General features: G+C 44.6%; 13 protein-coding genes. 12 read left to right on the top strand and 1 reads right to left on the bottom strand.

Annotated features, from left to right (window positions below; genetic code table 11):
- Positions 1-15 precede the first annotated feature (15 nt).
- The 8 genes from PG840_RS00765 (at position 16) to PG840_RS00730 (ending at position 8,580) form a co-directional block, all read left to right on the top strand.
- Positions 16-2,067: a DNA topoisomerase gene (locus PG840_RS00765; RefSeq protein ID WP_270205081.1), complete on the top strand. Its 2,052-nt coding sequence runs from the start codon at positions 16-18 to the stop codon at positions 2,065-2,067.
- The gene (locus PG840_RS00760; protein WP_270205080.1) at positions 2,064-2,735 is read left to right on the top strand and encodes an acyltransferase; all 672 of its coding nucleotides are present in this window, start codon (positions 2,064-2,066) and stop codon (positions 2,733-2,735) included. Before PG840_RS00765 ends, PG840_RS00760 begins: the two co-directional genes overlap by 4 nt.
- A gap of 6 nt (positions 2,736-2,741) precedes the next feature.
- Entirely contained in the window at positions 2,742-3,545 is an 804-nt protein-coding gene (locus tag PG840_RS00755; RefSeq protein WP_055156598.1) for an MBL fold metallo-hydrolase, read from the top strand.
- Positions 3,546-3,938: 393 nt separating this feature from the next.
- Positions 3,939-5,009, top strand: a complete 1,071-nt coding sequence (recA, locus tag PG840_RS00750; protein WP_044999002.1) for a recombinase RecA — start codon at positions 3,939-3,941, stop codon at positions 5,007-5,009.
- An 8-nt stretch (positions 5,010-5,017) separates the two neighbouring features.
- Positions 5,018-5,629 carry a regulatory protein RecX gene (locus tag PG840_RS00745; RefSeq protein ID WP_055156726.1) on the top strand — a complete coding sequence of 204 codons (612 nt, stop codon included), beginning with the start codon at positions 5,018-5,020 and terminating at the stop codon, positions 5,627-5,629.
- A gap of 72 nt (positions 5,630-5,701) precedes the next feature.
- Positions 5,702-7,252 (top strand): ribonuclease Y, encoded by a 1,551-nt coding sequence (gene rny / locus PG840_RS00740; protein ID WP_008372294.1) that lies wholly within the window; start codon positions 5,702-5,704, stop codon positions 7,250-7,252.
- Between the two features lie 180 nt (positions 7,253-7,432).
- Positions 7,433-7,972 carry an NUDIX hydrolase gene (locus PG840_RS00735; protein WP_008372292.1) on the top strand — a complete coding sequence of 180 codons (540 nt, stop codon included), beginning with the start codon at positions 7,433-7,435 and terminating at the stop codon, positions 7,970-7,972.
- 65 nt (positions 7,973-8,037) lie between these two features.
- Positions 8,038-8,580 carry a stage II sporulation protein M gene (locus PG840_RS00730; protein WP_243002775.1) on the top strand — a complete coding sequence of 181 codons (543 nt, stop codon included), beginning with the start codon at positions 8,038-8,040 and terminating at the stop codon, positions 8,578-8,580.
- A 97-nt stretch (positions 8,581-8,677) separates the two neighbouring features.
- Here the strand turns inward: PG840_RS00730 and PG840_RS00725 are convergent, their stop codons facing one another.
- Positions 8,678-9,985: an oligosaccharide flippase family protein gene (locus tag PG840_RS00725; protein ID WP_270205079.1), complete on the bottom strand. Its 1,308-nt coding sequence runs from the start codon at positions 9,983-9,985 to the stop codon at positions 8,678-8,680.
- Between the two features lie 136 nt (positions 9,986-10,121).
- Between PG840_RS00725 and PG840_RS00720 the strand changes: the two genes are divergently transcribed.
- Genes PG840_RS00720 through mnmA form a run of 4 tightly spaced genes read left to right on the top strand, consistent with a single transcriptional unit; the run spans position 10,122 to position 13,324 of the window.
- Positions 10,122-10,565 carry an RrF2 family transcriptional regulator gene (locus PG840_RS00720; RefSeq protein ID WP_055260503.1) on the top strand — a complete coding sequence of 148 codons (444 nt, stop codon included), beginning with the start codon at positions 10,122-10,124 and terminating at the stop codon, positions 10,563-10,565.
- Positions 10,558-11,742, top strand: coding sequence for a cysteine desulfurase NifS (nifS, locus tag PG840_RS00715; protein ID WP_022220116.1), 1,185 nt, complete (start codon positions 10,558-10,560; stop codon positions 11,740-11,742). The genes PG840_RS00720 and nifS overlap by 8 nt, the downstream gene beginning before the upstream one ends.
- A gap of 35 nt (positions 11,743-11,777) precedes the next feature.
- Positions 11,778-12,221, top strand: a complete 444-nt coding sequence (nifU, locus tag PG840_RS00710) for a Fe-S cluster assembly scaffold protein NifU (RefSeq protein ID WP_008372281.1) — start codon at positions 11,778-11,780, stop codon at positions 12,219-12,221.
- Positions 12,222-12,244: 23 nt separating this feature from the next.
- Complete coding sequence (mnmA, locus tag PG840_RS00705) at positions 12,245-13,324, top strand: tRNA 2-thiouridine(34) synthase MnmA (RefSeq protein WP_270205078.1); 1,080 nt, start codon at positions 12,245-12,247, stop codon at positions 13,322-13,324.
- Positions 13,325-13,342 lie beyond the last annotated feature (18 nt).

Below are 13,342 nucleotides of genomic sequence, written 5' to 3'. Positions count from 1 at the left end.
GTACAAAATTATTATATGGGTAAATCGGTATATATTGCAGAAAAGCCGAGTGTGGCACAGGAATTTGCCAAGGCACTGCATTTGAATTTGAAAAGAAAAGACGGATATCTGGAATCAGATGAGGCGATCGTAACCTGGTGTGTTGGTCATCTTGTCACGATGAGTTATCCGGAAGTATATGATGAAAAGTATAAGAGATGGTCTTTGCAGACACTGCCATTCATTCCGCAGGAATTTCTCTATGAGGTGATACCGGGAGTAAAGAAGCAGTTTGAGATCGTAAAAGGAATACTGACCAGGAAGGACGTAGACCGGATTTATGTCTGTACCGACTCGGGAAGAGAAGGAGAATACATTTACCGTCTGGTGGAACAGATGGCAGGCGTAAAAGGGAAAGAACGCCGGCGTGTGTGGATCGATTCCCAGACGGAGGAAGAGATCCTCAGAGGAATCCGTGAGGCGAAGGATCTGTCAGAATACGATAATCTGTCAGCTTCGGCTTATCTCCGTGCGAAGGAAGATTATCTGATGGGAATCAACTTTTCCAGACTTCTGACACTCAAATATGGAAACAGCATTTCAAATTATCTTGGGAATAAATACACGGTTGTATCTGTCGGACGTGTGATGACCTGTGTCCTTGGAATGGTCGTAAGGCGGGAACGGGAGATCCGTGAATTTGTTAAAACGCCGTTCTATCGTGTGATCGAATCGGTAAATGTAGACGGACATACTTTTACCGGTGAGTGGCGTGCAGTGAAAGGTTCGGCTTATTTTGAGTCTCCAAAGCTCTACAAAGAGAATGGATTTAAAGAGAAAGAGGAGGCCAAAAAGCTGATCGCTGTTTTGAAAGAGGGAACATCCCCTCTTACCTGCCGGATTGTATCCATCGAAAAGAAAAAAGAGAAAAAGAATCCGCCACTTCTGTTTAACCTTGCAGAACTTCAGAACGAATGCTCCAAACGGTTCAAGATCAGTCCGGATGAAACGCTCCGCATTGTGCAGGAGCTTTACGAGAAGAAGCTTGTCACCTATCCGAGAACAGACGCCAGAGTGCTTTCGACGGCAGTATCAAAGGAGATCACAAAGAACCTGAACGGGCTGAGTAAATATCAGATGACTGCACCATATATGCAGGATATTCTGCATTACGGAGCATATAAAAATTTGGCAAAGACGCGTTATGTCAATGACAAGCAGATCACGGATCATTATGCAATCATCCCGACAGGACAGGGACTTTCAGCATTGAATTCGGTATCTGCAACGGCTCATCGTGTGTATGATGTGATCGTCCGGAGGTTTCTGAGTATCTTCTATCCTCCGGCAGTTTATCAGAAAGTGGCGTTGGTAACACAGATCGGAAAAGAACAGTTTTTCTCCAACTTCCGTGTACTTGCGGAAGAAGGATATCTGAAGGTGGCAGGGGTCCCTGCCCCAAAGAAAAATGCAAATGGAAATGACGCGGAAGGAGATGGAAGTGATAACAATGTGGATCTGGATGCCGCATTTTTTGCATCCATCCAGAAGTTAAAAAAAGGTGATATCCTGGATGTGAAATCACTGGATATCAAAGAGGGAGAAACTTCACCGCCGAAGAGATACAATTCCGGTTCCATGATCCTTGCGATGGAAAATGCAGGTCAGCTGATCGAGGATGAGGAACTTCGTGCGCAGATCAAAGGAAGCGGGATCGGAACCAGTGCGACCAGGGCGGAGATCCTGAAAAAGCTCTTCAATATCAAATATCTGGCACTGAATAAAAAGACGCAGGTGATCACACCGACGCTTCTTGGAGAAATGATTTATGATGTGGTGTTGAATTCTATCCGTTCACTTCTGAATCCGGAGCTGACGGCAAGCTGGGAAAAGGGGCTTAACTATGTGGCAGAGGGAGAAATTACATCGGATGAATATATGACAAAACTGGACCATTTTATTGTCAGCAGAACCAACGGGGTACTGGGACTGAATAACCAGTATCAGTTAAGAAGCTGCTATGACAGAGCAGCAGTATTTTATAAAAAAGAAACCAAAGGCAGAGTATTGAAAGGAAAGAAAGAATGAAAAAAATGACGGTTAAAGAAATGTATACGCTGGAAGAGACAATCGCAAAGGATTTGTTTGAAGGAGTGACCTACCCGTGGGAAGTACTTCCGAAAATCAGCAGTTTTATCCTGGAACTGGGTGCGTCTCTTCCGGAAGAAGAGTATGAAAAACGTGGAGAAAATGTGTGGGTTGCCAGATCCGCAAAGGTTGCACCGACTGCATTTATCGGCGGTCCGGCGATCATCGGGAAGGACGCAGAGGTAAGACACTGTGCGTTTATCCGCGGAAATGCGATCGTAGGAGAAGGGGCAGTTGTCGGAAATTCTACCGAGCTGAAAAATGTGGTCCTCTTCAATAAAGTACAGGTTCCACATTATAATTATGTGGGGGATTCAATCCTTGGATACAAGTCACATATGGGAGCAGGTTCTATCACATCTAATGTGAAATCCGATAAAAAACTGGTGGTTGTAAAGACGCCGGAAGGAAATATCGAGACCGGTATGAAAAAGTTCGGCGCGATGCTGGGTGACCATGTAGAAGTTGGATGTGGAACCATTCTGAACCCGGGAAGTGTAGTAGGACCGCATACCAATATTTATCCACTTTCTTCGGTTAGAGGATTTGTGCCGGGAGGAAGTATTTACAAATGTGCAGGTGAAGTGGTTGAAATGAGACAGGAGTAATGACGGATGAAGCTTACAATACTTGGAACGGGAAATGCAACAGTAACGGAATGTTATAATACATGTTTTGCCCTCTCGGATGGAAACAGGCATTTTCTGGTAGATACCGGCGGCGGAAACCGTATTTTAAAGGTGTTAAAAGACACCGGGATCCAGCTGGAAGACATTCACGATATTTTTATTACCCATGAACATATCGATCATCTTCTGGGCGTGATCTGGCTGATACGGATGATCGGGCAGAAGAAGATCGGCCAGGGGAAATATGAGGGGAATCTGCGGATCTACTGCCATGAAGAACTGGCAAGATCAATCCGCATGATCGCAGAACTTACGATCCAGAAAAAGGTGACGAAATATTTTGATGACCGGATTCTTTTTGTGCCGGTGCATCACGGAGAGACAAAGGAAATCCTTGGCTGTCCGGTCACCTTTTTCGATATTTTTTCCACGAAGGCAAAGCAGTTCGGATTTACGATGCTGCTTCCGAACGGAGTGAAGTTTACCTGCTGCGGTGACGAACCGTACAATGAGAAAGATTATGAATTTGTGAAAGGCAGTGACTGGCTGACCCATGAGGCGTTCTGCCTGTATGGAGAAGCAGATAAGTTCAAGCCTTATGAAAAGCACCACAGTACTGTGAAAGAAGCATGTCAGCTTGCCGAGGAGCTTCAGATTCCGCATCTGATCCTGTATCATACGGAAGAGATGCATCTTAAGGAGAGGAAAGAGCTTTATACGCGGGAAGGACGGGAGTACTATCACGGGAAGTTGTTTGTACCGGATGATCTTGAGGTGTTTGAGCTTTAGATTGCAGGACGGGTGGTCTGCGGGAAAATAGAAGACGGACGCGCTTTTAATAAAATAAACCGGACAGATTTAGTTGTGCAGGGCATTCCGATGAGCCTCCGAATGCGAAAATTATGTCAGCAATGGCTTCCGAGAAGAAGTGTTCTGGTTGTGGGGGAAGGGGGAGATGTGGTATGATGGGAGAGTCAGAAGCTTTGGGGATCTGGGCGAGAAAGGTTTTCGGGAGGGGTTCGGTTTCTTCTCCGGGGAAGGTGAGACGTGTGGATCTGATTTAAAAATGTAGTTGACAAACCAGAACATATGTACTAATATAGAACCAGAACAAACATTCGTTCGATGGAGAGCGTGGGCGAAGAATCTGGGATAAGGAGATTAATGATGGCGAATAATACAATGAATGATGAGAATAAAAAGAAAGCATTAGACGCAGCAATTGCAAAGCTTGAGAAAGATTTTGGTAAGGGAGCAGTTATGAAGCTGGGTGATCCGGCGGCACAGGTGCATGTTGAGACGGTTCCGACCGGTTCTCTGAGCCTGGATCTGGCACTTGGTGTTGGCGGCGTTCCGAAAGGACGTATTATTGAAATTTATGGACCTGAATCAAGTGGTAAGACGACAGTTGCATTACATATGATCGCAGAAGTACAGAAAAGAGGCGGCATTGCGGGATTTATCGATGCAGAGCATGCACTGGATCCGGTATATGCGAAGAATATCGGTGTAGATATTGATGAACTTTACATTTCACAGCCAGACAGCGGAGATCAGGCATTGGAGATCACTGAGACAATGGTACGTTCCGGTGCGATTGACATTATCGTAGTCGATTCTGTTGCAGCACTTGTTCCGAAGCAGGAGATTGAGGGTGATATGGGTGATACACATGTAGGTCTGCAGGCAAGACTGATGTCACAGGCACTCAGAAAACTGACACCGGTTATCAGTAAATCAAACTGTGTTGTAATCTTTATCAACCAGCTGCGTGAGAAGGTTGGCGTTATGTTCGGTAATCCGGAGACAACAACGGGTGGACGGGCACTGAAGTTCTATTCATCTGTCCGTATGGATGTCCGCAGAACTGAGACTCTGAAGCAGGGCGGAGAGATGGTTGGTAACCATGTCCGCGTGAAGATCGTGAAGAATAAAATTGCACCTCCGTTCAAGGAAGCAGAATTTGATATCATGTTCGGAAAAGGAATTTCCAGAGAAGGAGATATCCTGGATCTTGCGACGAAGATTGATCTGGTCAATAAGAGTGGTGCATGGTATGCATACAACGGAGAAAAGATCGGTCAGGGACGTGAGAATGCAAAGTCTTATCTGACAGCACATCCGGAGATTATGGAAGAGATTGAAGAAAAAGTCCGTGCGCATTACGGAATCGGTGCAGAAGGGCAGGAAGCAGAAGAACCGGCACAGGCTGCTCCGGCAGATGCTGAAGAAGTGATGGATGAGGAAGAATAAAACATATGATGAGAATTACCCGAATCGAGCCAGTTACAAAGACAAAGTATCGGGTATCTGTTGATGAGCAGTTCGCCTTTGTGGTTTACAAAGGCGAACTGTCCCGTTTTCACCTGAAAGAAGAGTGTGAATTGACAGAGGATACTTATGCAAAGATCAAAGAAGTCCTTTTGAAGCGGGCAAAGCTTCGTGCGATGCACCTGCTGAATGACATGGCAAGAACTGAATCCCAGCTCAGAGATAAATTAAAGCTGGGCGGCTATCCATCGGAGATCACCGAGGCGGCGATTGCCTATGTGAAATCATTTGGATATATCAATGATGACGCCTACATTCGGAACTTTATAGACAGCAGGAAAGATAAAAAGAGCAGACGGGAGATTTATGCCCTTCTGAGACAGAAGGGCGTGGATATGAACCGGGCAGAAGAGATCATGGAAGAGATGTATGAAGAGCATTCCGATCAGGAAGCAATCCGGGAGCTTCTTCGCAAAAAACACTGGGACTTTGCCTGTACAGATCCGAAAGAAAAGCAGAAAATATATGGATATTTGGTGCGGAAAGGATTTCGTTACGAAGATATCCGTCAAGTAATACAAGTTTGCGATTGGAATGCTTGACATATTTGTGAAAACAGTATAGAATTTAAGTGTTGTATTTGTACAATGAAAACTAAATAAGGAGGTGCTCCTGTGCTGATACCTATAATTATTGCTGTAGTTGTTACGCTTATAGTAGTAATGCCGGTTACTTATTTTGTTACTGTTTCCAAGTTGAAGAACGATGCAAATTCTAAAATTGGGAACGCTGATGTAAAAGCAAGAGAAATTATTGATGATGCTTTGAAGACAGCAGAGACAAAGAAGAAGGAAGCACTTTTGGAAGTAAAGGAAGAGTCCATCAAGACAAAGAATGAACTTGAAAAAGAGACTAAGGAACGCAGAGCTGAACTTCAGCGTTATGAAAAGCGTGTACTTTCAAAAGAAGAATCTCTGGATAAGAGATCTGCGGCAATTGAGCAGAGAGAGACTGCATTTACTGCAAAAGAGACAGCGATGAAGCAGCGGGAGGCTGAAGTTGAAGAACTCAGCCAGAAAAGAGTACAGGAACTAGAAAGAATCTCAGGACTTACCTCCGAACAGGCAAAGGATTATCTATTAAAAACTGTTGAAGAAGATGTGAAACATGACACTGCCAAGATGGTGAAAGAGCTTGAAACACGTGCAAAGGAAGAGGCTGACAAGAAGGCGAAAGAGTATGTTGTCACCGCAATCCAGAGATGTGCGGCAGATCATGTGGCTGAAACTACGATCTCGGTAGTTCAGCTTCCAAGTGACGAGATGAAGGGTAGAATTATCGGACGAGAGGGACGGAATATCCGTACTCTTGAGACACTGACAGGAGTAGAGCTTATTATTGATGATACTCCGGAGGCAGTTGTTCTTTCCGGATTTGATCCAATCCGAAGAGAAGTGGCAAGAATTGCACTGGAGCGTTTGATCGTAGATGGACGAATCCATCCTGCAAGAATCGAAGAGATGGTTGAAAAAGCGCAGAAAGAAGTAGAGACTATGATGCGCGAAGAAGGAGAGGCAGCAGCACTTGAAGTTGGTGTACACGGCATCCATCCAGAACTGATTCGTCTTCTTGGACGTATGAAGTTCAGAACGAGCTACGGTCAGAATGCACTGAAGCATTCAATCGAGGTTGCTCAGCTATCCGGATTGCTTGCGGGCGAGATCGGACTGGATGTCCGTATCGCAAAGCGTGCAGGTCTTTTACATGACATCGGTAAATCGATCGATCACGATGTAGAAGGTTCACATGTTCAGATTGGTGTAGACCTTTGTAGAAAATACAAAGAGTCGCCGCTTATTATCAACGCGGTAGAAGCACATCATGGTGATGTAGAACCACAGTCTCTGATTGCAGGCGTTGTTCAGGCAGCAGATGCGATTTCGGCTGCAAGACCAGGTGCAAGAAGAGAAACCTTGGAGACATACACAAACAGATTAAAACAGTTAGAAGATATTACCAACCAGTTTAAAGGGGTTGAGAAGTCATTTGCTATTCAGGCGGGTAGAGAGATTCGCGTAATGGTAGTTCCAGAACAAGTATCTGATGATGATATGGTATTGCTGGCAAGAGATATTTCAAAACAGATTGAATATGAATTGGAATATCCAGGTCAGATTAAAGTAAATGTAATCCGGGAATCCCGTGTTACAGATTATGCTAAATAACACGATAATCAGAAAACGACAGCCGTCCAAAAGATTCAATCTTTTGGATGGCTGTATTTAATTTACGCGAGCAACGAGCCAAAGTCCGTGCTTGCACGAGACCTTGGCGACTGCCGCGATAACTTGAGAAACTCGCGGAGCGTGTTTCTAATAGTTGTGTGAAAAGGAAGTGGAAAACGGATGAAAAAAGAAATCAAACGTGTAAAAAGAGAAAGGGTATATCAGGGAACAATTGTTGATGTATACAAAGATTATATGGAGTTTTCCAATGGAAATCATGAGGTGTGGGACTATATCCACCACAAAGGGGCTGCTGCTGTGATACCTGTGATGGATGACGGCAGACTCCTGATGGTAAGACAGTACCGGAATGCACTGGATCGCTTTACACTGGAGCTTCCGGCAGGAGGGCTGGACCAAGCAGATGAACCGGGACGAGACTGTTCGGCAAGAGAATTGGAAGAAGAGACCGGATATCACAGTGATGATCTGGAATGGCTGATCACGCTTCGAACAACTGTAGCACTTTGCAACGAAAAAATCGAAGTTTATGTGGCACGAAACCTGATCCGTACCCATCAGCATCTGGATGAGAATGAATTTGTGAATGTAGAGGCACATACGGTTGAAGAATTGAAGCAGATGATCTTTGAAGGAAAGATTGAAGATTCCAAGACTGTAGCCGCTATCCTTGCCTATGATGCAAAGTATAACAGATAAAGTGAACGCATAATTGACAACTCCGGACATATAATGAACTATGTGAAATTATTGGAGGCCGGAATGTGGAATTTTATCGGAAGAAATATCAGCTGCCCATGCTATATCTGATCGGTTTTGGAATGGGTATCTTATATGCTAATTTTATTGCGAAAAATTATGTTACGATGACTGGAATTTTCCATGAATATTTTCTAAATCAGTATACACAGGTGAAAATCATAAATGAAGATTACCTGTGGTACCTGCTCAGATGGAGAGTGATGCCTCTGGCGTTAGCGGTCTGTGTGGCAAATCTGGGATTTCGCAGACTGACAGCAGCTGGAATCCTCCTTTGGACAGGCTTTGCAGCAGGGATACTGTCTGTGGCGGCAGTTTTAAGGATGGGACTTTGCGGAATGCTGCTGTGTATTGCCGGTATTTTCCCGCAATATATTTTTTATGTACCGGCATATCTTCTATTGATCCGGTATTATTATCGTTATCCGCAAAGTGAATGGAATGGAACAAAAACAGGATTTACTGTTATGATGATCGTGGCGGGAATTTTGTCTGAGGTATATTTAAACCCTGGGATTGTCCGCTGGTTTGTGAAGGTTCTTACATAGCAAGAATGTGTTCAGCCACATTTTAGCGTCAGGTGATAGAAAATGACAGAAAGTCCTCTTACTGAACAATTCGGTAAAGAGGACTTTCTGCCGTTTTTTATCGCCCTTGTTTTATCAGGAGAAACATGCAGCAGCCAAATGTAAGAAGCTGGCTTGCAAGCAGTGCCCACAGATAGCCAAGAATCCCGAACTGCGGAATCAGAAAAAGAACACCACAGATTCGTACTGCCAGGGTGAACAGATTGATCAGAAAAGTTTTTCCGGCAAGATCCAAACCATTTAACACACTGATCAGTGCGGTGTTACTATAGAGAAAAGGACAGATAAATGCTAGTGTTAAGATATAATTTCCGGCTTCTGGTGTATGAAAGATCCGTCTGCTGATAAAGCCGGATGCGGTAAAGAAAAATAGCAGGCAGGCAAAACCAAGAAACAGGCAGAAAAAAATAACTTTCCGTAAAAGCTGCGGAAGAGCATGCTTTTTCTGAGCATCCGGCATACTGGCAACTTCGGGGAGGAGCATTGTGGAGATGGAATTGGTGAGGGCAGATGGAAATAAAATGCAGGGAAGGGCAATTCCGGTCAAAATTCCGTAGGTGCTAAGAGAAGCGGAGATACTCATTCCATACTTTTGCAGGGCAAGAGGAATAGAAATTGCTTCCAGACTCTGAAAAAGATTCAGAAGGACTCTGCTTGCGGTCAGTGGAAGGGCAGAAAAAAGCAGGGGAGGAACAGCAGAAAGAGTCGGCTCCCGGTGTGGGGAGAAAGGTTGCCCGGCAGTTCTGAGCTTATGGATGCAAAGAAAAGCGGCTGCAATTTCACCACCGACAATTCCGAGGACAGCAATTGCGACAGATGGTGTAAAAGCGGTATGAGCATCGGCTGTATAGAGGAAGATAACAAAAAAGATCCGGACCAGCTGTTCAAATAATTGGGAGAGGGCAGGAAGCCGGATCTGCTTGAGCCCCAGAAAGTAACCACAGCTGCAACTGTGCAGAGCTGCAAATGGAAGTGCATATGCTATCAGGAAGATGAGAGAGGCGCATCGGGGATCACCAAGTATGACTGTGGTGAGGAAAACAGCATTTTTCTGCAGCAGAAAAAGACAGCAGATGGAAAGAAAAAGAGAACAAAGCAGTGCTGCTTTCAGGTAAGAATAAGCTTTTGCAGACTGCTTTTTTGCAGAAGAGGCGGCAACCAGGCGCGCCAGAGCCGTCTCGATCCCTGCTGAAGTTGCAGCATAAGCAAGTGTGTAGACAGGGAAAATCAGCTGATACAGACCGATTTCTTCTGCAGGGAAAGATCTGCTGAGAAAAATACGGTAAAAAAATCCCATTACACGGGTGAGAATGCCGACTACAGTAAGGATAAAAGTTCCTTTCAGGAGAAAATGTTTTTGTGACATAGCGGCTCCAAAGGCATTTTTGTTTTAAAATATATGCAAGAAAGAGCCTTGACAGAACATAACAGAGGTGATATCCTCAATTTGCAAGAAATCCTAGTAAAACAGTGGGATATAAAAATAAAGAGAAGGTGATGGATTGAAGATCTCAACGAAGGGTCGTTATGGTTTACGCGCCTTTATCGATCTTGCGTGTTATGGCGCAGAAGAACCGGTTTCCATCAGCAGTATATCAGCCAGGCAGGAGATATCGGAACGATATCTGGAACAGCTCATGGCGAAGCTGAAAAAGGCAGGTCTTGTCAAGAGTATCCGTGGAGCGGGAGGAGGATATCGGCTGGCAAAGGATGCGGCGGAAGTTTCTGTTGGTGATGTACTCAGAGCACTTGAAGGAGACCTTGAACCTGCGACTTGTGCAGCACTTCATTCGGAAGACAGCTGCGAGATCCAGGGCAGCTGTATCACGAAATATGTCTGGAAGAAAGTCAATGAAAGCATGGCACAGACGGTAGACAGTATTATGATAAATACCCTTGTGGAAATGAATAAAGAAATAAAGAAAGAAGGACAAAAAGATGAGTAAATTAATTTATTTGGATAACGCAGCAACAACAAAAACTGCACCAGAAGTTCTGGAAGCAATGCTGCCATATTTTACAGAGCAGTATGGCAATCCTTCTGCGATCTACAGCTTCGCATCCCATAACAAAGATGTTGTGGCAGAACAGAGAGAAAGAATCGCAAACGCACTCGGTGCAAAGAGCAACGAAATTTATTTTACAGCCGGCGGATCAGAGTCTGACAACTGGGCACTCAAAGCAACCGCTGAGGCTTATCAGAATAAAGGAAAACATATTATCACAACCAAGATCGAACATCATGCGATCCTGCATACAGCAGCTTATTTGGAAGAGCGTGGGTTTGAAGTGACTTATCTTGATGTGGATGAATACGGAAAAGTAAATCCGGCAGATGTGGAAGCAGCAATCCGCCCGGATACCATCCTGATCTCTGTAATGTATGCAAACAACGAGATCGGTACAATTGAACCGATCAAAGAAATCGGTGAGATCGCCCACAAACATGGTATCCTGTTCCACACAGACGCCGTACAGGCTTTCGGACAGGTCCCGATCAATGTAGATGAATGTCATATTGATATGTTAAGTGCCAGCGGACACAAGCTGAACGGACCAAAAGGAATCGGATTCCTCTATATCAGAAAAGGCGTGAAGATCCGTTCCTTCGTTCATGGTGGGGCACAGGAAAGAAAACGTCGTGCAGGTACAGAAAATGTTCCGGGTATTGTTGGAATCGGTACAGCAACAAAACGTGCTATCGCTACGATGGAAGAACGTACAGCAAAAGAGCGTGAGATGAGAGATTATCTGATCAAACGTGTGATGGAAGAAATCCCGTACACCAAGCTGAACGGACATCCGACAGACCGTCTGCCAAATAACGCAAACTTCTGTTTCCGTTTCATTGAGGGCGAATCTATGCTGATCCGTCTTGATATGGCAGGAATTTGTGGATCTAGTGGATCTGCATGTACATCCGGATCTCTTGATCCATCCCATGTACTTCTTGCAATCGGACTGCCGCACGAGATTGCGCATGGATCTCTGCGCCTGACTCTGAATGAAGAGATCACAAAAGAAGACATTGATTATGTAGTAGATCAGCTTAAGACAATCGTAAGCGATTTACGCGGAATGTCACCGCTTTATGAAGATTTTGCAAAAAAACAGAATAAATAATACGATAGAAAATACAGCTTTAGGAGGAATTTACAATGTATACAGAGAAAGTAATGGATCATTTTCAGCATCCACGTAATATGGGAGAAATCGAGAACGCAAGCGGAGTGGGTACTGTTGGTAACGCCAAATGTGGTGATATCATGAGAATCTACCTTGATATTGATGATAACGGAATTATTAATGATGTAAAATTTAAGACATTCGGATGTGGTGCGGCTGTTGCAACAAGCAGTATGGCGACAGAACTTGTAAAGGGAAAACATATTTCAGAAGCAATGCAGGTAACAAACAAAGCCGTTATGGAAGCACTTGACGGACTGCCGCCTGTTAAAGTACACTGTTCTTTACTGGCAGAGGAGGCAATCCATGCAGCGCTGTGGGATTATGCAGAGAAGCACGGGATCAAGATCGAAGGACTCCAGAAGCCGAAGAACGATATCAGTGAAGGTGAAGAAGCAGAAGAGGAAGAGTATTAGAATTTTCTGCAGGAGAAAAGAGAATGGCAAAAAAGAAAGTGGTAGTCGGAATGTCAGGTGGTGTCGACTCATCGGTAGCGGCATATCTTCTGAAAGAACAGGGATATGATGTGATTGGTGTGACGATGCAGATCTGGCAGGACGAAGAATCGAAAATACAGGAAGAAAACGGCGGATGCTGTGGACTCAGCGCGGTAGATGATGCCAGAAAAGTTGCGGCACAGATCGGCATTCCGTATTATGTGATGAATTTCAAGAAGGATTTTCAGGAGAAGGTAATCGATTATTTTGTGGATGAATATTTGCATGGCCGGACACCAAATCCGTGCATTGCGTGTAACCGTTATGTAAAATGGGAATCTCTTCTTACGCGGAGCATGGAGATCGGAGCAGACTATATTGCAACAGGTCACTATGCGAGAGTAGAACAGTTGCCGAACGGACGCTATGCGATCCGGCATTCGGCAACCTGGTCAAAAGACCAGACCTATGCGCTTTATAATCTTACCCAGGATCAGCTGAGAAGAACGCTGATGCCTGTCGGTGAATATGAAAAAGACCAGATCCGCAAGATCGCAAAAGAGATTGGATTGCAGATTGCGAACAAACCGGACAGTCAGGATATCTGTTTTGTATCCGATGACGATTATGCATCTTTTATTGAAGAAGAAAGTAACCAGAAAATCCCGGAAGGTAATTTTGTAACACCGGACGGAAAGATCCTGGGACGGCATAAAGGAATCATCCACTATACGATCGGACAGAGAAAAGGACTTGGACTTTCTCTTGGGTATCAGGCATTCGTGCTTGAGATCCGTCCGGATACGAATGAAGTTGTGATAGGGACGAATGAAGATCTGATGACGACGCGGGTCCGTGCAAATAAGCTGAACTTTATGACGGTAGAGAATCTGGAAGGTGAGATGCGCGTATTTGCCAAAATCAGATACAACCATAAAGGGGACTGGTGCACAGTCCGCAAAACGGGAGAAGATGAGATAGAGTGCATCTTTGAGACACCGCAGAGAGCGGTTACACCGGGGCAGGCACTGGTACTGTATGATGGAGATTATGTACTTGGAGGCGGAACAATTCTGGGATAGCTCAGAATTGTTCTGTTT

The organism is Coprococcus sp. AM97-35, from assembly GCF_027697525.1.
GTDB lineage: Bacteria > Bacillota > Clostridia > Lachnospirales > Lachnospiraceae > Allocoprococcus > Allocoprococcus comes.
This window is presented reverse-complemented; position numbering and strand designations above follow the sequence as displayed.